Consider the following 18,725-nt stretch of genomic DNA (forward strand, 5'->3'; position numbering starts at 1 on the left):
GTGAGTGCCGCGGGTGGAACGAGGGTTCTCGTGTCATCCGTGTTACATTAGTTGATAAGTAAAATTCTATAACTCGCAGAAATGGGGGACCCAACCATGCCGCTGACTCCGCTAACTGAGGATGCGCGCGCCTCCGCCCGCGAGAAGGCAGTACTTGCCCGAGCACACCGCCAGGAAATTAAGCGTGCACTGAGTGAACGTGAACTTTCCGTGCGTCAGGTGCTCGATATGGTCGATTCCGACCCTGCACTGGCTAAAATGCCGGTGGGGCAGATGCTGCGCGCACTTCCGGGCATTGGTGCCGTTCGCGCTGAACGCATCATTGAAGAACTTCATATTGCACCTACTCGCCGCCTTGGCGGCCTGGGTGTACACCAGCGTCGCAAGATGGTGGAGTACTTCAACCGTAATTCGCGGTATTTGAACCGTGCACGTCGTAAGACTGCTGGTCAGTCTTCCGAGTCTTCTCAGTCCTAATACCTCGTGCCTTCAGCCGATGAAGGCGCAGTAAGGAAGCTATGTCTCAGCCGACTCTCACCGTACTGGCTGGCCCCACTGCTGTTGGCAAGGGTACGGTGTGCCAGTACATTCGTGAGAACTACCCGAACGTGTGGTTCTCTGTTTCCGCTACCACTCGTGATCCTCGCCCCGGTGAGGTTGACGGTACTCACTACTATTTCGTTTCGATGGAAGAGTTTGACCAGATGATTGCTGACGGTCAGATGCTTGAGTACGCTGTGGTGCACGGTAAGAACAAGTACGGTACTCCGCGCGCTAAGGTCCAGGAGGCTCTGGATGCTGGCCGCCCGGTGATTCTTGAGATTGACCTGCAGGGCGCTCGCCAGATTCGCGAGACCATGCCGGATGCTCGCCTGATTTTCTTGGCTCCTCCGAGCTGGGATGAGCTGGTGTCGCGTCTGGTGGGTCGAGGTACCGAGAGTGAGCAGGAGCAGGCTCGTCGCCTTGAAACCGCGAAGGTTGAGCTGGCTGCTGAGAAGGAATTTGACGTCACGGTCGTCAACGACACTGTTGAGCGTGCAGCGAAGGAGATTGCTGAGCTGATTGGCGCCGCCTAATCTGCATGCTTTGCGTTCGCGGTGGGGCTAGAGTTTCTTCCGACCTGTAGTTCTGCTGTGAGGCGTTGTGAAGGGTGGGGGTTCCGAAGAGTTTTCTTCGGGGCCCCCACCTTTTGTTTGCCCTGTGTCTGCTGATTCGGGGTTTTGTCTGGGCTGGTACGTGCGTTTTAGCCGTTGAGAGGGTAGAATAGTTCTTTAGTTTTGACCGTGCCCTCAGTGTGCCCGGTTTGCGCCATAGCGCGAACGGTGTGCGGGGGTGTTCGGTACGTACATTCCATCAAGCTATTTGGAGTTTTTAGTGGCAAACGAAATCAAGGAACACGAGGACTACAACTTCGTTGACGGTGTCGCTCCCGAGGGCATCGTGAGCCCCAGCGCTGACGCGCTGATTGAGAAGGCTGAGTCCAAGTACGGCCTGGTGATTTTCGGTGCCCGCCGTGCACGCCAGATTAACGCGTACTACGCTAACCTGCAGGACAATACTGCTGCGCACGTTGGCCCGCTGGTTGACGCTGAGTCGAACGAGAAGTCCCTGTCGGTGGCAATGCGTGAAATCATTGCTGACCGTGTTGTGGCGGAGCACCGCCCGGACGCAAAGTTCGACGAGGACGGCTACCCGATTCCCGAGGATCTGTCCGCTGTGATTGATTTCAGCGCGGCTGAGTTCCCCGGCGCTATCGAGGAGGAGTACATCCCCGCAGGTAGCGAAGAGGTTATTGCTATCGAAGAGGTTATCCTCGACGAGTCCGCTGAGTAATCTGCTTCTACAAGGATTCTTTGACGTACCATGCGCATTATCGTTGGTATTGGAGGGGGCATTGCTGCGTATAAGGCGGCGATGCTCCTTCGTCTTTTTGCGAAGAATGGCGACGAGGTGATTGCCATGCCCACCCCGAACGCGACGAAGTTCGTGGGTGTTCCCACTCTGGAGGCGCTGAGCGGCAACCCCGTCTCAACGGACGTGTTTGACCGCGTGCCGGAGGTAAACCACGTGCGTCAGGCTGAGCAGGCTGACGCTGTGGTGATTGCCCCGGCGACCGCTGATTTGCTGGCTCGTTTGGCGGCTGGTCGTGCGGATGATTTGCTGTCCTCTACGGTGTTGACGACGCACGCCCCGGTGATTTTGGCGCCGACGATGCACACCCAGATGTGGGAGCATCCGGCGACTCAGGCGAATGTGCAGACGCTACGTTCGTGGGGTTATCACGTGATTGAGCCGGCGATTGGGCGTTTGACGGGCCCGGATTCTGGTCCCGGTCGCATGCCCGAGCCGGAGGATATTTTCGCGGTGGCGCTGGATGTGATTGCCCGCTTCCCGAAGGGTCAGGTGCACCCGGTATACACGCCCGGTTACGCGCCGACTGAGCCCCTGTACACGGGCACAGAGCAGGAGCGTATGGCGGCGGCGCGTGCGGCGACGCTGACTTCGGCGCTGCTGGGGCAGGTTGATGCAGGCCAGGGTGAACCCGACCAGGCAACTGGCGCATCCGAATCGCTGCGTGGTCCTCTGGCCGGCCGCCTCGTGGTCATTACCGCTGGCGGCACCCGTGAGGCGCTGGACCCGGTACGCTTCCTCGGCAACCGTTCGACCGGCAAGCAGGGTGTGGCGCTCGCGGAGGCGGCGCGCGACTTGGGCGCGACCGTGCACCTGATTGGCGCGAACCTTGAGGTTCCGGCGCCGGAGGGCGTACAGGTGACCCGCGTGGTCAGCGCCCTGGAGCTGCGTGAGGCGACCCTTGAGGCGAGCGCGGCGGCGGATGTACTGATTATGTCTGCGGCGGTGGCTGATTTTAGGCCCGCTGAGTTTGCCGAGTTCAAGATTAAGAAGAGCGCCGATTCTGAGGATGCGCCGGTGATTCAGTTGGTGCGCAACCCGGATATTCTGCGTGAGGTCGTGGTGCGCCGCCAGCAGGCTCGTGAGGCGGGGGAGAGCACCCTCGGTCCGAAGCTCATTGTTGGTTTTGCGGCGGAGACCGGTTCGGCGGAGAAGACTCCGTTGGAGCTGGGTCGTGAGAAGCTGCAGCGTAAGGGTACGGACTTCTTGGCGGTCAATACGGTGGGCGTGAATCGTGGTTTCGGCACGGACGATAACACGATTACGCTGCTGTCGACTCTGAATGATGAGGCGCCGGTGTTCTCCGGTTCGAAGAAGGAGCTGTCGGTGCGTCTGTTGGAGCATGTGGCGGCTTTCCTGCCTGAGCTTTCTGCCTGAGTTTTCTGTCTAAGGCAACCTGGCGCATCCGCGTAAAATATTCGGAGCGTTTATAGCGTGGAGCCCGTGCGGTACTTCCTGTGGGAGGTATCGTGCGGGCTTTGCTGTACCCGCTGGGAGGCTGCCAGCGCCTCCATCTACTCATCCTTTGGAGAGCATTATGAGCAAGCACTTGTGATGCGGGTTTCTTTCTTCTGGGGTTCCGCCGGGGGGAGCGGCGCATATTTCTGTCATGCTGGTGAAATTTCTGACCGTACCCCCGAACCGTCAGATAAAGGTCTTGTATCATGGCATAGAGAGTATTTCGCGTTGAAGGGGAAGAAGCACCATGCCCGAGAACCAGAGCAAGCCCGCCACGGTACAGTCCGCCCAGAGTGAGGCGCGCCCTCAGATTCTGGTGATCACCGGTATTTCCGGTGCAGGCCGCAGCACTGTCGCAAATGTGTTGGAGGATGAGGGCTGGTACGTTATCGATAACATCCCGCCGCAGATGCTCGGTTCCCTGGCTGAGCTGGTGACCCGCGACGGTGCACGAGTTCCGAAGGTGGCGCTCGGCATTGACGTTCGCGCCCGCGCACTGTTCTCCGATCTTCCCGCTGCGATTGAGACTCTGCGCAAGTCCGATATTGACTTCTCCATGCTCTTCCTTGACGCCAAGGACGAAACCATTATTGCCCGCTACGAGGCTCAGCGCCGCCCGCACCCGCTGCAGGGTGAGGGCCGCGTCCTCGACGGTATCCGCGCTGAACGCACTCTCTTTGAAGGTCTGCGCCTCGCTTCTGACCGCACCATTGACACCACCGGCATGAATGTTCACGAGCTGGCTCGTACCGTGCGTGAAATGTTTGCTGAGGGTGCGGATAAGAAGCTGAACCTGACCGTGATGAGCTTCGGCTTCAAGTACGGTGCGCCTTCGGACGCTAACTACATGGCTGATATGCGTTTCATCCCGAACCCGCACTGGGTTCCGGAGTTGCGCCCCCTGACCGGTCAGGACGCCCCGGTGCGCGACTACGTGCTGGAGCACGCCGGCACCGAGGAGTTCATCAGCAACTACCTTGCGGCTCTTCGCCCCGTGCTTGAAGGTTACCGCCGTGAGGGTAAGTACTACGCCACCATCGCAATTGGCTGCACCGGTGGTAAGCATCGTTCCGTGGCTGTGACGGAAGAACTGGCTCGTCGTCTCTCTGCTTTCGGTGAGCTGAACGTGAATGTTCAGCACCGCGACAAGGGCCGCGAGTAAGTTCCACCCGGCGCGTCCCAACCACCGCGTCGTGTTTCATTAGCCGCCGTCCGGCCCCGCACCCGTGGGCCGGCATACCATTCCTTCCGGGTATGTGAGGTATTACTATGTCCACCCATTCGACCAGTTATGACACTCAGGGCATTCCGCGCCTGCCGGCTCTGCCGACTCAGGCTCTGCGCCTGTTGAAGACCACGCACCGTTCGCCGAAGGTCACGGCGATGGGCGGCGGCCACGGGCTGTACGGTTCCCTGTCTGCGCTGCGCCACGTCACGCCTGATTTGACGGCTGTTGTGACGGTTGCTGACGATGGCGGTTCGTCGGGTCGTTTGCGTGAGGAGATGGGTATTCTCCCTCCGGGAGATTTGCGTATGGCGCTTTCTGCGCTGTGTGATGACACCGATTGGGGTCGCACGTGGCGTGATGTGATGCAGCATCGTTTTAGCGCGCCCGAGGGTTACGAGGGTGAGTTCCCGCTGGATTACCATGCTCTCGGTAACCTGCTGATTGCGACTCTCTGGCAGCTGCTGGATGACCCGGTTGCGGGTCTGGACTGGGCGGGTGCCCTGCTGAATGCGCGCGGCCGCGTGTTGCCGATGGCGCTGGATCCGATGGTCATTTACGGCACCGTGCTGCGTGAGCATAACGGTGGCGGTATTGAGCGTGTGAAGGTGGTCGGCCAGGTGAACCTCTCGAAGGAGGAGCGGGTTCACGATATTGGTCTATCTCCCGCAAATGCGCGTCCTTGCCCGGAGGCGCTCTCCGCTATTGAAGAATCCGACTGGATTGTTTTGGGTCCGGGTTCGTGGCGTACGTCGGTTCTGCCGCATCTGCTGTTGGATGCTCAGCGTGAGGCGATTATCCGCACGGAGGCGCGCCGCTGCGTGGTCATGAACCTCTCCGACGATAAGGAGACGGTCGGCTTCACCCCGGCAACGCACTTGGATTTGTTGCGCCAGTACGCCCCGAAGCTTCACCTTGACGCGGTGATTGCTGACGCTGACATGCAGGCTGATCACCGTTCCGAGCTGGAGCGTGAAGCTTCTGCGATGGGTGCGAAGGTTGTGTGGGCGCACCTGCGTTCGAGCTCCCAGCCGAATGTGCACGACCCGCTGAAGCTTGCGGCTGCGTATAACGAAGCGTTTGAGCTGAGCTCCTAGAATCACCGTTGCGGCTGCTATTTTGGTGTGCCCATTTCCCGAAGTTATAGACTCTTAGACACTACGCCCAGAAGGACCTGTTCATGGCATTAACCACGCTCGTCAAGGACGAACTCGCCAACTACGAGGCAACGAAAGTCTCTGCTCGTAAGGCAGAAATCTCTACGATTCTGCGTTTTACCGGAGGCCTGCACATTGTCTCGGGGCGAATCGTGGTGGAGTCTGAGGTCGACCACGAGGCAACCGCCCACCGCATGCGCCGCACCATCGCGGAGATTTACGGCCACGACTCTGAGCTGACCAGCGTCAGCGGTGGTGGCCTGCGTCGAGGCGGCCGCTACATTGTGCGTGTGGATCACGGCGGCGAGGCGCTGGCTCGCCAGACCGGTCTGCTGGATTTGCGTGGTCGCCCGGTGCGTGGTCTGCCGCCGGCCGTGGTGAACGGCTCCCTGCAGGACGCCGAGGCGGTCATGCGCGGTGCGTTCCTGGCGCACGGTTCGCTGACTGAGCCGGGTCGTTCCTCCTCCCTGGAGATTACCTGCCCCGGTCCGGAGGCGGCGCTCGCGCTGGTGGGTGCGGCTCGTCGCCTGGACATTATTGCGAAGGCACGCGAGGTGCGCGGCACCGACCGTGTGGTGGTGCGTGACGGCGAGACGATTTCGCAGCTGCTGGAGCGTATGGGCGCGACCGGCACCCTGACCACGTGGCGTGAGGCGCGCACCCGCAAGGAGGTTCGTGCGACCGCGAACCGCCTGGCAAATTTTGATGATGCGAACCTGCGCCGTAGCGCCCAGGCTGCTGTTGCGGCGAGTGCCCGCGTCGAGCGTGCTCTGCAGATTCTGGGTCATGAGGCTCCGGATCATCTGCGCTATGCCGGTGAGCTGCGTGTGCTGCATAAGCATGCGTCGTTGGATGAGCTGGGTCGCCTGGCTGATCCGCCGATGACGAAGGACGCGATTGCGGGCCGTATTCGTCGCCTGCTGGTGATGGCTGATAAGCGTGCTTCGGAGCTGGGTGTTCCGGGTACTGAACTGCCGCGCGAGGACTAAGCGAAGGCTAGATTCTGCTCTTAAACGGTGCGGGTAGCTCGTGTGGCTGGGGTGTTTGTGACGGTTTTATGACAGACCAAACCCCTCCGTTTTTGAACAAAAACCGCATATTTTTCAAAAATGAGCCTGTGGATGGCCCCTTTCGCGTTGTGCGAGGGGAGTTATCCACAGGTTCTTTGCGTGCGCTCGTGCGTTCGCGCGCGTGAGCCTAGGGTAGGGGTATGACGAGCATGACCCCCAACCCCGAGCAGAACCACCTGCAGAACCCGAGTGCTGCACCGAACAACGGTGCTGCGCAAGACAACGCACCCCAGCAGGGCAGCGCGCAGCGTAGCGCCCGCTCCCTGATGAACAGCCTCTACCGTAGCCCGCGCGCTCGCAAGAACGGTGCGCCGGATGCCGAGGATACCGTGCCGCTGGCTATTGCCGCTGAGGTAACGCCGGAGGAGGTACCAGCTGAAGAAGCTGAGGCACCGCAGCCTGAATCTTCGCTGCCTAATTCTTCTCAGCCCGGCACCGCACAGCCCAGGGCGAGCCAGCCAGCACCTACCAGCCAGCCCGCGGCATCCCACCCGGAGTCGAATGGTTGGGCTGACTGGGATCAGCAGCCAGATTGGAACGAGGTGGACGATTGGGCGGAGTGGGAGCAGGCCGATCAGCCCGGCACCACCCGCAGTACCCGTTGGGGCTTGTCGCCGCGCGTGCTGCTTCTGGTGGCGGTGTTGGCGTTGGTTGCCGTGGTGTGGGGTGTGACCCAGTTTTCGGCGGCGCCGCGTGCCGAGCAGGTCGTCTCCCCGGGCGCTTCCGCCGAGTCGGTGCAGGCGGTGGGCGCCCAGCAGAGCCCCGGTGCTCAGCCCGGCACCCAGTCCGCTGCCCAGCCGGGCGCTAACCCGAGTGAATCCGCGCCGGGTGGCGCCTCCGGTGAGGGTACCGTGCGGGTGCACGTGGCGGGTGCCGTGAACAACCCCGGCGTGTACACGTTGCCCGCGCAGGGGCGTGCCGTGGATGCGATTGCCGCCGCCTCCGGTGCCGCAGCGGATGCTGACCTGGACCGCGTGAACCTCGCCGGCGCGCTCAGTGACGGGGTGCAGATTTATGTGCCGCATCGTGGTGAAACGGCTGCTCCGGCGCAGATTCAGCCCAACGGTGGCACGGCGAATGCCGGTCAGGGTAACGCGGCGAATGGTGCATCGCAGGGTGGCGCTCAGCCTCAGTCTGCACGCACGCTAACTCCTGCAGGCAGCGCGCAGAAGGGCTCAACCCCGGTGAACATTAACACCGCCACCGCTGAGGAGCTGCAGACCCTGCCGCGTATTGGTCCGGCGATGGCTCAGCGCATTATCGCCTGGCGTGAGGTGCACGGCGGTTTCCGTAGCGTCGATGAGCTGGATGCGGTGCCCGGCATTGGTCCGTCGATGCTGGAGAATTTGCGCCCGCTGGTGACGGTCTAATGCACCGGCAGAACCGTTTGCAGAACCGCCAGCAGGCAGGGGAGCGGGAGCTATTTCCCGGTTCCTTGCGCCTCACCCGGCGCCTCATCCGGTCTGCGGCTACGGCGTATGACCGCGTCCGCTACCGCTGGAGCATCGGCGCTGAACGGTGGCGTACCCGCCGCGATGAGCAGGAGCTGCGCGCCCAGGGAAGCCTCATTCACCTGGACTTTCGCCTGAGTTTTACGGTGCTGGCGCTGTGGGCTTTTACCGCGGCGGCGCTGACCGTGGGAACGTGGCGGGTGGTGCATCCGCTGGCGTGCGTGCTCATTGCTCTGCTGGGGTGCCTGGCGATTCTGTTGTTCTTTCCGCCGCGTGTGGTGATGCCCTACAGTCTGCTCTTTCGCACGACCGGTCAGCTGGTTTTTCTGGCGTGTATTGTCACGGTTCAGGCGGTGCTTTTGTGCGCTACGGGGGTGGATGCATCCCGCGCCACACTGCAGCAGGCGCAGGGTGCTTCGCTTCGTCTGAATGGCACGGTGGAGCAGGTTCGCCGCGTGGATCCGCGAACTACCCTGGTGGTTATTAAGCTGGAGGAAATTCAGGGGCGGAGCGTGCGTGCGCTGGTGAATGAACGGGTGCGCGTGTATCGGCGTGACGGTTCGGCAAAGAGTACCGCGCAGCGTCTAGAGGTACGTTCGGAGGCGAGTGCGGTCGCTCAGCAGCAGGGGATCGGTACCGCGCGCTCGCAGGCGATTTATCCGGGCATGAGGGTGACCGCCCTCGGCACGGTGGAGTTCAATGGTTCCACGGCGAAGCTGAGCGGCGCAACTATTTTTCCCGCGCCCGCCTACGGTACCGGGTCGAACACTGCCACCCGACCTGCGGAGGAGCCGTACCTGTCCACGCTCAAGGAGCAGTTGCGCATCCGCGCCCTGGACACCCTCGGCACGGAGTCGGCGGCACTGGTTTTGGGCACCGCCTACGGGGACGATTCGCTGATGAGTTCCACCGCGCGGGAGGAGTATAAGCTCAGCGGGCTCAGCCATATTACGGCGGTGTCCGGGGCGAATATTGCCATTGTGTTTTTGGGTGCGTACCGGCTGGTGTTGGCGGTTCGCCCGTACCGTTTCGCTAGCGCATACCTGCTGCTTCGTTCCTGGATGCAGCGGTTGCGGGGGAGAGGCACGGGTCGTTCTCGCCGCCCTGCCCACCCCCATCAACTTGGCCAGCCTCAACAAGCTACCCCGCCAAATGCCCACGACCTGCCGCCGCTCGTGCACCGGCTGAGCACCCTCGCCATTCCGCACCGCGTCATGGTGCTGTGCGGGGTTGCGGCGGTGCTCGCCTACGCGATGCTGCTGGACTCTGAGGGTTCCGTGATTCGTTCCCTCGCCATGGGTCTACTCGGTGCTTACGCGATGCTACGCGGTTCAGGTCGTCAGTCTTTGGCGGCGCTTCAAACCACGGTGCTGATCTGTCTGCTTGCCGCCCCGCACCTCGCCGTGGATATGGGGTTCGCCCTGTCGGTGACGGCAACCTCCGCGCTGATTCTGCTGGGCCCTCCACTGATTCGCCTGCTCATGCGCGTCATGCCGGTGTTCTGCGCGGAAATGCTCGCCGCACCGATTGTGGCGTCCCTGTGGTGCACTCCGCTGATTTTGGCGATGAGCGGTAAGGTGCCGCTCTACTCGGTTCCGGCGAATCTGGTTGCCGCTCCTTTGGCGCCGGTGAGTATGCTCGCCGGGCTGGCGGCGCTCGGATTCATGCTCCTGGGTCTGCCCACTGCGGCGGATCTGTGCCTGCGTGCCGGTGGCCTTGCCGCGCAGGGCATCGAGTGGGCGGCACACACTGCCGTGCACGCGCCGGGTAACCCGTGGGATCCCGGTTCGAGCGTCCCGGCGGTGGTGTGTAGCGCCTTCTGCGTGCTGGCGTTGAGCATAGCCCTGTGGTGGGTGGATGCGCGCCGCTACCGTGCGGTCACGCACCGGCAGTATTTGCGGGTGGTACCGCACACTGCGCGCTCCCATCAGCGCCCCGATCAGCCCGCCCGTTCCTAACCGACTAACTGAGGGCATCTAACCGCAAACATCTACCTCTGACTGACTACCCCTAACCACCGCTAGGAGGCATCTGAGAAGAAAACGCTATGATGGATACTCGAGACTCTACCCGCGCAGCACCCCGTGCGCAGCGGGGTCGAGTTCAGCCCGTACCCTGCAGATAAAGGCGAGTGATAAGCGTGTCCGAGCGTAAGCGTTCAACCCAGCGTGGTGGTTCCCGAGGCTACGCCCGCCGAGGCGGCCCCGCCCTCGACACCGCGTGGCGTACCGTCACCCCGGCACCCGCCGTCATGCTCTACGGCCCGGAGGAGTACTTCGCCTCCCGCGCTGCGGCACGCCTGCGTGAGCTGTTCCGTAGCATCCACCCGGAGGTGGACCGCGTTCAGATTAACGCCGCCACCTACACGGCGGGGGAACTGATCCTGCATGCTTCGCCCTCCCTATTCGGTTCGGCGAAGATCATTGAGGTTGAGAACGTAGCCTCCATGAGCGACGAGTTTTTGACCGATACGCTCGCCTACCTGAACGCCCCCGAGCCGGACATCATGCTCATTCTGAACCACTCGGGCGGTAACCGCGGCAAGAAGCTCATCGACCTGGTGCGCTCCCAGTTCGTGCTCATTAACTGCAAGGCGCTCAAGACCGACCGGGAAAAGAGCGAGTTCTTGGCGGGGGAGTTCGCAGCAGCTCAGCGCCCGATTACCGGCGGCGCCCTGGCGTTGCTGACGGCCGCCGCCTCCGACACTGCTGAGCTTGCCGCCGCCTGCCAGCAGCTGCTCTCAGACGTACCTGGCGAAATCACCGAAGAGGCGGTGAACCGCTACTACGGCGGCCGCACCGAAGTCACCGCATTCCGCGTGAGTGACGCCGCGATTTCTGGTAACGCTCCGGAGGCTCTGCGTCTGCTCCGCCACTCCCTTGCCACCGGCACAGAGCCGATTCCGATGCTGGGTGCGCTCGCCATGCGTATCCGCAATATTGCGCGCGTGCACCACGTGCGTATGAGTGCTAACGAACTGGCGCGTGAGGTGGGTATGTCACCGTGGCAGGTTGAGCAGGCTCAGCGTGACGGCCGCCGTTTTACCGGCGCCCAGTTGGCGCATATTGTGCAGCTTCTGGCTGATGCGGACGCCCAGCTGAAGGGCGAGTCGCAGGACGCGGTGTATGCGGTGGAGCAGGCTGTTTTGGCGATTGCTCTACCTCCGCGCCTGTAGTGCATAATAGAGCCCATGCTCGAAATTCTGAAGAAAATTTTCCTTGCTCTGCTGCCCTTCCTGCAGAAGGCGGCAGAGGATGCCCTCAACGACGCTACTGCGTCTAAGGGCGGCTCCGAGTCCTCCCAGAAGAGTGAGTCCCGCAAGGATGAATCTCGTCAGCGTGAATCTCGTCAGGGTGAGGCTCGTACCTCTGGCTCTTCGGCGCCTAAGCCGAGCGCCCCGAAGCCTTCCTCGGGAAAGTCCTCGGCACCTAAGCCTTCCGCACCGGCTTCAACCGTCGCATCCGCCGGTTCGGATTACCCGGGCGATTACCGCGACATGATCAACTTTGAGTACTCGCCTTCCCTGGACGGCGACGCTGACCCGGGTGAAATCGTGTGGACGTGGGTTCCCTTCGAGGAGGACCACTCGCAGGGTAAGGACCGCCCGGTGCTTCTGGTGGGTCGTGACGGTGAGTACCTGCTGGCGCTGATGATGACCAGCAAGGATCACAATAACCGTGAGCACGCTGATCCGAACTACCTTGATATTGGTTCGGGTCCGTGGGATCCGCAGGGCCGCGCCTCTGAGGTGAAGCTGAACCGTGTGATTCGTGTTCGCCCGGATGCGATGCGCCGTGAGGGCGCGATTATGCCGGAGGATACGTTCCGCCTGATTGAGCGTGCGTGGACTCGCCATAACGGCTAATAACCCTGTGCGGGTAGTTTCACCGGCGACCGGTGCCGATTATCTGCGCCGGATGTGGAGGCTGCGTGTAGCGGTTTTCACAGTATTTTTCTCTCCGCGAGGGTCTGTCGTGGAGGCTGTTCATCTGGTATTATGTGTGGTTGAGTGTCCGATGGTCATCGGGCACTGCTGGCCGGTTGCCATAGGCATCCCCACGCCGCTCAGTCGATGATCGGCCAGCGTCGCCCTCACCGACCAATAAGACAAAACAGAAAGTTTAATTGTGGCTAACATTAAGTCTCAGAAGAAGCGTATCCTCACCAACGAGAAGGCTCGCCTGCGCAACAACATTGTAAAGTCCGAGCTGAAGACCGCGACCCGCAAGGTCAAGGCTGCTGTTGAGGCACAGAACCAGGAAGCTGCTGTTGAGGCTCTGCGTTTTGTGAACCGTAAGCTGGACAAGGCTGTTTCCAAGGGTGTTCTGCACAAGAAGACCGCTGCAAACAAGAAGTCCGGTCTTGCTGCGCTGGTAAACAAGGCTTTCTAAAACTTGCGGGGTACGTGAGTACCTCTCTGGTTTAAGGGCAGAAACCCCCTGTGTTCCCCCTCCTCTAAGGGGAACGCAGGGGGTTTCTTTATGCCCAATTCTTGGCACGGATTCCCTGCCCAGATTTGGGGAGGCGCCCGCCCGGTGACGAAACCGCTTGCGGGTCGTGGAAGAGCCCGTATAGTGGGAACTATCGGCGGTACCGCACACCGCCCGCACCCTGTACGCAGCGCCGTATACAGCACAACGAACGGCACCGGGGGAGTGAGCACCGCCGATACCCACCACACAACCACCGACCACGAGCTAAGGACAATGATGAGCCAGCCGAACTTCCCTCCCGCCCGACTCTTTGACGCTTTCGTCAAGCCCGCCTCCACGGAACAGCCCACGAAGAAGGGACTGCTCGGCAAGCTACGCCTGAGCGAATCCTCCGAGGAGGACAACTACACGACCGTCATGCTGGTCGGTTTCAACTCCGCGAAGGAACCCCCGGGCAACGGCGAGGACGCCCTCGACGTGATTCACCGCGCATTCGACCCGTGCGATGAGAGCCCCGGCTTCGACATGGACGACTTCTACGACTATGGTTCCGTCGCCCCGCAGCTGCAGAACAGCGACGACTCCGAATCCACGGTCCTGGTGTGGCCCAAGATGTTCTACAACATGGTCACCATCCCGGAGCGCCGCCTGCGCCTGCTCGTGGTGACCGGCCCCGCCCCGAGCCTGTGCCTGCAGCGGTTCATGACCCGCTTCTTCAAGTACGTGAAGAAGCTCCACGTGGACCACGCAATCTTCGTTGAGACCTTTGAAGATCAGGTGGCGCACACCCGCCCGTACCCGTACACGCTGACCACTCACGACGAGAAGCTGGCGGCAATCCCCGGTATTCTGCACGAGGACTACACCGGTTCTACCTCGGTGACGATGGCGATGTCTGCGCTCGCCGCCGAGCACGGCCTGTCCTCCTCTGTCATGCTGCGTATGAGCATCCCGGGGTATCTGAGTTTTGACCAGCAGAACCCGCGCGCGGTCGTGAGCCTGATTGAGGCGCTGGAGGTCATCCTCGGCATTAAGGTCGAGTCGGAGGAGTACGACCGCCTGCGCACCCACGCTGATGAGTGGGAGGCGGAGCTCGCCGAAGAAATGGCGAAGGACTACGAGAAGGTTGAGCTGGTGCGTGAGATTGAGCAGAAGATGGATTCGACTCTGCGCACTGTCTCCGGCGAGGTGATCGCCGAGGATATTGAGGGCTACCTGGATTCCCTCAGCGGCGCCTCCGAGGGCGTAAACCCTGCCGATGATGGTGCGGATTCTGCGGAGGATTCTTCGGAACGTTAGGTCCGTTCGCACATATGGCGCGGGTATGGGAAAATGATAGGTAACTATGCCCATACCCGCAGCCAGCATCTCGAAAGGATGATGTGATTGGCACCCATGTCGAAGAACCCGCCCGTTCCGGCGGCGACCGACCCCGCGATTATTCGCAACTTCTGCATTATCGCCCACATTGACCACGGTAAGTCCACCCTCGCAGACCGTATGCTGCAGGCCACCGGCGTGGTTGCCCCGCGCGATATGAAGGCGCAGTACCTGGACCGCATGGACATTGAACGTGAACGCGGTATCACCATTAAGTCCCAGGCTGTGCGCATGCCCTGGGACGTTGACGGCACCTCCTACGCGCTGAACATGATTGACACCCCCGGCCACGTGGACTTCACCTATGAGGTGTCCCGCTCCCTGGCTGCGTGTGAGGGTGCGCTTCTGCTCGTGGACGCCGCCCAGGGTATTGAGGCTCAGACCCTTGCGAACCTGTACCTGGCGATGGAGAACGACCTGACCATCATCCCGGTGCTGAACAAGATTGACCTTCCCGCGGCTCAGCCCGATAAGTACGCTGAGGAGCTGGCGAACCTGATTGGTTGCGAGCCGGACGAGGTCCTGCGCGTATCGGGTAAAACCGGTGAGGGTGTTGAGGCTCTGCTGGACCGTATTGTGGAGGCGATTCCCGCCCCGCAGGGTGACGCATCCGCCCCGGCGCGTGCCATGATTTTTGACTCGGTGTACGACTCGTACCGCGGCGTGGTCACCTATGTGCGTGTTGTGGACGGTAGCTTGCAGCCGCGTCAGAAGATTAAGATGATGTCCACCGGCGCTGAGCATGACCTGCTCGAAATCGGCGTGATTTCCCCTGAGCCTGTGCCTTCTAAGGGCCTGGGCGTGGGCGAGGTGGGTTACCTCATTACCGGTGTGAAGGACGTCCGTCAGTCCCGTGTGGGTGATACCGTCACCTCCGCCGCGAAGCCTGCGCAGGAGTCCCTGGGCGGTTACGAGGACCCCAAGCCGATGGTGTTCTCTGGCCTGTTCCCGATTGACGGTTCGGACTACCCGGCGCTGCGTGACGCGCTGGATAAGCTGAAGCTTAACGACGCCGCGCTGATCTACGAGCCGGAGACTTCTGCCGCTCTGGGCTTCGGTTTCCGCTGTGGCTTCCTGGGTCTGCTGCACCTGGAGATTGTGCGTGAGCGCCTGGAACGCGAGTTCAACCTGGACCTGATTTCGACCGCGCCGAACGTTATTTACGACGTGGTGGATGAGGCTGGCAACGCTAAGCGCGTGACCAACCCGAGCGAATTCCCCGAGGGTAAGGTCGCGACGATTCGTGAGCCCATGGTGGCGTGTACGATTATTGCCCCGAGCGAGTACATTGGCGCGATTATGGAGCTGTGCCAGGCTCGCCGCGGCCAGATCGGCGGCATGGATTACCTGTCCGAGGATCGTGTGGAGATGCGTTACCGCCTGCCCCTGGCGGAGATTGTGTTCGACTTCTTCGATCAGTTGAAGTCCCGTACCCGCGGTTACGCGTCACTGGACTGGAAGTTCGACGGTGAGGAAGAAGCCGACCTGGTGAAGGTCGACATCCTGCTGCAGGGTGAGAAGGTGGATGCGTTCAGCGCCATTACCCACCGCGATAAGGCGTACTCGTACGGCCTGATGATGACTTCTAAGCTGCGTGAGCTGATTCCTCGTCAGCAGTTTGAGGTGCCGATTCAGGCGGCTATCGGTTCACGTATTATTGCCCGCGAGAATATTCGTGCGATGCGTAAGGACGTTCTTTCGAAGTGTTACGGTGGCGATATTTCGCGTAAGCGTAAGCTGCTGGAGAAGCAGAAGGAAGGCAAGAAGCGCATGAAGATGGTCGGTCGTGTGGAGGTTCCGCAGGAAGCCTTCATTGCGGCACTGTCTTCGGGCGAGGAGAAGGAAAAGAAGAAGTAGCCTTTCGCTACTGTAGCTTTTCCGGCTGTGTGCTGACCTGTTGATTGTGGAGAACCCGGCTGGTGCCTCGTGTACCGCCGGGTTCTCTGCACGCTGTCTGTTGATATTACACGCCCACTGAAGTCACCCGCGTAGCCGCATGCGCGGTGCCCATATTTGATCCCCCCGACCTCTACACCTAGTTCCAGGAGGCAGAATGCCCGCCCAGCCCACCGGCGCCCCCGCACCCCGCGACGGGCGCATCCCCGCCACCAGCGCGGCAGGATGCGAAACCCGCGACTTCAGCCTCTATGTACACATCCCCTTCTGCTCCGTACGCTGCGGCTACTGCGACTTCAACACCTACGCCACCGAAGACTTCGGCGACGGCATCGGCCTCGGCACCTACGCCGACGACGCCATCGCAGAAATCCTCTTCGCCGCACGCACCCTCGAAACCTCCGGCGTCGCAAAACGCCCCATGCGCACCGTCTTCTTCGGAGGCGGCACCCCCACCAAACTGCCCGCCCGCGACCTCGTACGCATCCTACAGGCAGCCATCGACGTATTCGGTCTCGTCGAGGGCGCAGAAGTCACCACCGAAGCGAACCCCGACTCCGTCACCCGCGAGGACCTGCAAACCCTCAAGGACGGCGGTTTCACCCGCGTCTCCTTCGGCATGCAGTCTGTCGTCCCCGAGGTGCTACAGGTACTCGACCGCACCCACACGCCGTCGAACGTGCCGAAGGTTGTCGCCCGGGCTAAGGAGGTCGGTCTGCAGGTGTCCGTGGACCTGATTTACGGTTCGCCGGGGGAGAGCCTGCACCAGTGGGAGCAAAGTGTTCGCGCCGCAATCTCCTACGAGCCGGACCATATTTCGGCGTACTCGCTGATCGTGGAGGACGGCACTAAGCTTGCCGCGCAGATCCGCCGCGGCGAATACACCATGCCCGACGAAGACCTCATGGCGGACATGTACCTGCTCGCCGAGGAGCTACTCACCGAAGCTGGCTACAACTGGTACGAGGTCTCCAACTACTCGCGCAGCGAGGACACCCGCAGCGACCACAACCTCGCCTACTGGCGCAACCAGGACTGGTGGGGCATCGGCCCCGGCGCGCACTCGCACGTGAACGGTACCCGCTGGTGGAACGTGAAGCACCCGGTGCCCTACGCGCAGAAGGTGCGTGCGGGGGAGTCCCCGGCGGCGGCACGTGAGGTGCTGGACACCGCCACCCGTGCTTTTGAGACGATTATGCTCATGATCCGTGTGCGTGAGGGTTTGGCGATGCGCGAGCTGCTCGCGGTGCACGATGAGGCGCAGCTGGGCGCCTCGTTGCGCTGGCTAGTTTCTCAAGCTCTGATTGAGCCTGATGCTTTGAATTCTCAAGCTGAACCTGACCCTAAAGCTCACGTGCGACTGACCCTCAAGGGGCGACTTCTGGGCGACGCTGTGACCCGTGAGCTGCTCCCGGAGGTCTCTGACGAGCACGAGGAACACTAAGAAGCATTGGTCTGACAAGGGGCTTTTCAATCGGGGCGGCGTTCCGGTTCTGGTCTGTCATAACTCCACCTGGGCGCCGTCTCTGCTGTTGCCTGCGCGCCGCGCGTACCCCGGGATTGCCGTAATATTTCGGTGATTTCGGGGTGTTTTTATGGGTCTAGAAAAACTTTTAAAAAAATTTTTCGGGGCTGTTTGGAGGGATTTTGGGGGAGCATCACACCTTACACCGGTGTGCTAATTGTTCGCATTTGTGCTGGACTAGCCGAAAGAATTTTCCACTCCTCCATACCGCTTTTAGGGTGCGTATTTTTCGAATACTTTCCCGAGAAAAAATTCTCCAAAACACCCAATTTCAAGTTGTGGTTGAAGGTTACGCTGTGCCATAATAGGTCATGGCAGGACGGTATATGTCTAACAGCGTGTTCTCGTCTTTGCTGAAGTTGAGTGAATACGGTTGTGGGCTCCTGGTAACAGGGGCCCACGATCGTTTAACAACGATTATCTACAGCACCATTCGGTAGAGTTTGCAGTAATTCACGCGCACTGGGTAAAGAAGCCCCACTTAAACGTAGAACGCCCCGCACACAACGTGCGGGGCGTTCAAACGTAAAAGCTATCAGCGCGGTTTAAGACTCTGCGGATTCTGCGTTCTCGGTGGAGTAGAAGCGGTCCAGCAGGCGCGGGTTCACGCGGTAGCTGTACGGCTCACCGCGGTTCACCTCAATACCGGCACGCAGCGACGCAATAGCCATGAACAGCCACACGAGCGCACCCAGAACCATGGCAATGTTGCCCATGCCGGGCAGGAACGACACAACCCACAGGGCCACCAGAGCAATGGAGGGTAGGAGGGTGAAGTTCATCGCCTCGCGAGCTTCCTGCTCAGCGAAGGGTGCGTTATTGCGGCTGACGTAGAAAACCGCAGCGGAAGGGATGATGCCGAGAATACCGCCGAAATGCGCGAAAGTCGCACGGTTGCGGTCCTGAATCACGCTAATCTTACGGGTTTTCTGAGGCCCGGTTGCCGGGCGAACATCGTTAGTCACGAAAATCCTGGTTCGATAGAAGTTTCTTGTGGTGATCACCTAAGCCGGTGGAAATACCCTCCGAAGAGGCAAATCGTTTGAGCGGTGGTGACCTAGAGTGTAGTGAGGGTGCAACATAAACCCACAGGGGCAATGCCACACGCTCAACTATTGTACCGCTTTAGCGGGCAGAACCCACAGGATAATGCCCTCGGGGGAAAGGTTCTGAGCAAATTCACACCTGCGCCCGCAGACGGGGGCGCAATAGCGGGTTT

At 61.0% G+C, this 18,725-nt stretch carries 16 protein-coding genes; 15 read left to right on the top strand and 1 reads right to left on the bottom strand.

The window, feature by feature from the left end:
• The first annotated feature begins 96 nt into the window (after positions 1 to 96).
• From mihF to hemW, 15 genes are all read left to right on the top strand, one after another.
• Positions 97 to 477 (top strand): integration host factor, actinobacterial type, encoded by a 381-nt coding sequence (gene mihF, locus O3649_RS03200; protein ID WP_005508715.1) that lies wholly within the window; start codon positions 97 to 99, stop codon positions 475 to 477.
• Positions 478 to 518: 41 nt separating this feature from the next.
• Complete coding sequence (gene gmk / locus O3649_RS03205; protein ID WP_012903499.1) at positions 519 to 1,076, top strand: guanylate kinase; 558 nt, start codon at positions 519 to 521, stop codon at positions 1,074 to 1,076.
• A 298-nt stretch (positions 1,077 to 1,374) separates the two neighbouring features.
• Entirely contained in the window at positions 1,375 to 1,833 is a 459-nt protein-coding gene (gene rpoZ, locus O3649_RS03210; protein WP_005505953.1) for a DNA-directed RNA polymerase subunit omega, read from the top strand.
• A gap of 30 nt (positions 1,834 to 1,863) precedes the next feature.
• A complete protein-coding gene (locus O3649_RS03215) occupies positions 1,864 to 3,288 on the top strand; it encodes a bifunctional phosphopantothenoylcysteine decarboxylase/phosphopantothenate synthase (protein ID WP_371572728.1) in 1,425 nt (474 codons plus the stop codon).
• A gap of 328 nt (positions 3,289 to 3,616) precedes the next feature.
• Entirely contained in the window at positions 3,617 to 4,531 is a 915-nt protein-coding gene (gene rapZ, locus O3649_RS03220; protein ID WP_049341906.1) for an RNase adapter RapZ, read from the top strand.
• Between the two features lie 107 nt (positions 4,532 to 4,638).
• Positions 4,639 to 5,691, top strand: a complete 1,053-nt coding sequence (yvcK, locus tag O3649_RS03225; protein ID WP_049345462.1) for a uridine diphosphate-N-acetylglucosamine-binding protein YvcK — start codon at positions 4,639 to 4,641, stop codon at positions 5,689 to 5,691.
• Positions 5,692 to 5,774: 83 nt separating this feature from the next.
• Positions 5,775 to 6,740: a DNA-binding protein WhiA gene (gene whiA / locus O3649_RS03230; protein WP_005505961.1), complete on the top strand. Its 966-nt coding sequence runs from the start codon at positions 5,775 to 5,777 to the stop codon at positions 6,738 to 6,740.
• Between the two features lie 221 nt (positions 6,741 to 6,961).
• Positions 6,962 to 8,191 (top strand): ComEA family DNA-binding protein, encoded by a 1,230-nt coding sequence (locus O3649_RS03235; RefSeq protein ID WP_371572730.1) that lies wholly within the window; start codon positions 6,962 to 6,964, stop codon positions 8,189 to 8,191.
• Entirely contained in the window at positions 8,191 to 10,230 is a 2,040-nt protein-coding gene (locus O3649_RS03240; RefSeq protein WP_371572732.1) for a ComEC/Rec2 family competence protein, read from the top strand. Before O3649_RS03235 ends, O3649_RS03240 begins: the two co-directional genes overlap by 1 nt.
• A gap of 182 nt (positions 10,231 to 10,412) precedes the next feature.
• A complete protein-coding gene (holA, locus tag O3649_RS03245; protein ID WP_049327212.1) occupies positions 10,413 to 11,447 on the top strand; it encodes a DNA polymerase III subunit delta in 1,035 nt (344 codons plus the stop codon).
• Positions 11,448 to 11,462: 15 nt separating this feature from the next.
• Positions 11,463 to 12,137, top strand: a complete 675-nt coding sequence (locus tag O3649_RS03250) for a type II toxin-antitoxin system PemK/MazF family toxin (RefSeq protein ID WP_371572735.1) — start codon at positions 11,463 to 11,465, stop codon at positions 12,135 to 12,137.
• 262 nt (positions 12,138 to 12,399) lie between these two features.
• Entirely contained in the window at positions 12,400 to 12,663 is a 264-nt protein-coding gene (rpsT, locus tag O3649_RS03255; RefSeq protein ID WP_005505969.1) for a 30S ribosomal protein S20, read from the top strand.
• Positions 12,664 to 12,978: 315 nt separating this feature from the next.
• Positions 12,979 to 14,004, top strand: a complete 1,026-nt coding sequence (locus O3649_RS03260) for a PAC2 family protein (RefSeq protein WP_371572738.1) — start codon at positions 12,979 to 12,981, stop codon at positions 14,002 to 14,004.
• Between the two features lie 96 nt (positions 14,005 to 14,100).
• Positions 14,101 to 15,942: a translation elongation factor 4 gene (gene lepA / locus O3649_RS03265; protein WP_371260509.1), complete on the top strand. Its 1,842-nt coding sequence runs from the start codon at positions 14,101 to 14,103 to the stop codon at positions 15,940 to 15,942.
• A 196-nt stretch (positions 15,943 to 16,138) separates the two neighbouring features.
• Positions 16,139 to 17,425, top strand: a complete 1,287-nt coding sequence (gene hemW / locus O3649_RS03270; protein ID WP_371572740.1) for a radical SAM family heme chaperone HemW — start codon at positions 16,139 to 16,141, stop codon at positions 17,423 to 17,425.
• Positions 17,426 to 18,051: 626 nt separating this feature from the next.
• Here the strand turns inward: hemW and O3649_RS03275 are convergent.
• A complete protein-coding gene (locus O3649_RS03275; protein ID WP_314668369.1) occupies positions 18,052 to 18,471 on the bottom strand; it encodes a DUF4870 domain-containing protein in 420 nt (139 codons plus the stop codon).
• Between the last annotated feature and the right edge of the window lie 254 nt (positions 18,472 to 18,725).

It is taken from the genome of Rothia sp. 27098_8_29, from assembly GCF_041432785.1.
In the GTDB taxonomy this organism is placed as follows: Bacteria; Actinomycetota; Actinomycetes; order Actinomycetales; family Micrococcaceae; genus Rothia; species Rothia mucilaginosa.

What these genes read in the sequence shown, in the direction of transcription:
- yvcK (WP_049345462.1), top strand. Translation starts at nt 4,639, where the DNA reads ATGTCCACCCATTCGACCAGTTATGACACTCAGGGCATTCCGCGCCTG.
- whiA (WP_005505961.1), top strand. Translation starts at nt 5,775, where the DNA reads ATGGCATTAACCACGCTCGTCAAGGACGAACTCGCCAACTACGAGGCA.
- lepA (WP_371260509.1), top strand. Translation starts at nt 14,101, where the DNA reads ATGTCGAAGAACCCGCCCGTTCCGGCGGCGACCGACCCCGCGATTATT.
- O3649_RS03260 (WP_371572738.1), top strand. Translation starts at nt 12,979, where the DNA reads ATGATGAGCCAGCCGAACTTCCCTCCCGCCCGACTCTTTGACGCTTTC.
- O3649_RS03235 (WP_371572730.1), top strand. Translation starts at nt 6,962, where the DNA reads ATGACGAGCATGACCCCCAACCCCGAGCAGAACCACCTGCAGAACCCG.
- O3649_RS03215 (WP_371572728.1), top strand. Translation starts at nt 1,864, where the DNA reads ATGCGCATTATCGTTGGTATTGGAGGGGGCATTGCTGCGTATAAGGCG.
- O3649_RS03250 (WP_371572735.1), top strand. Translation starts at nt 11,463, where the DNA reads ATGCTCGAAATTCTGAAGAAAATTTTCCTTGCTCTGCTGCCCTTCCTG.
- hemW (WP_371572740.1), top strand. Translation starts at nt 16,139, where the DNA reads ATGCCCGCCCAGCCCACCGGCGCCCCCGCACCCCGCGACGGGCGCATC.
- rapZ (WP_049341906.1), top strand. Translation starts at nt 3,617, where the DNA reads ATGCCCGAGAACCAGAGCAAGCCCGCCACGGTACAGTCCGCCCAGAGT.
- mihF (WP_005508715.1), top strand. Translation starts at nt 97, where the DNA reads ATGCCGCTGACTCCGCTAACTGAGGATGCGCGCGCCTCCGCCCGCGAG.
- O3649_RS03240 (WP_371572732.1), top strand. Translation starts at nt 8,191, where the DNA reads ATGCACCGGCAGAACCGTTTGCAGAACCGCCAGCAGGCAGGGGAGCGG.
- gmk (WP_012903499.1), top strand. Translation starts at nt 519, where the DNA reads ATGTCTCAGCCGACTCTCACCGTACTGGCTGGCCCCACTGCTGTTGGC.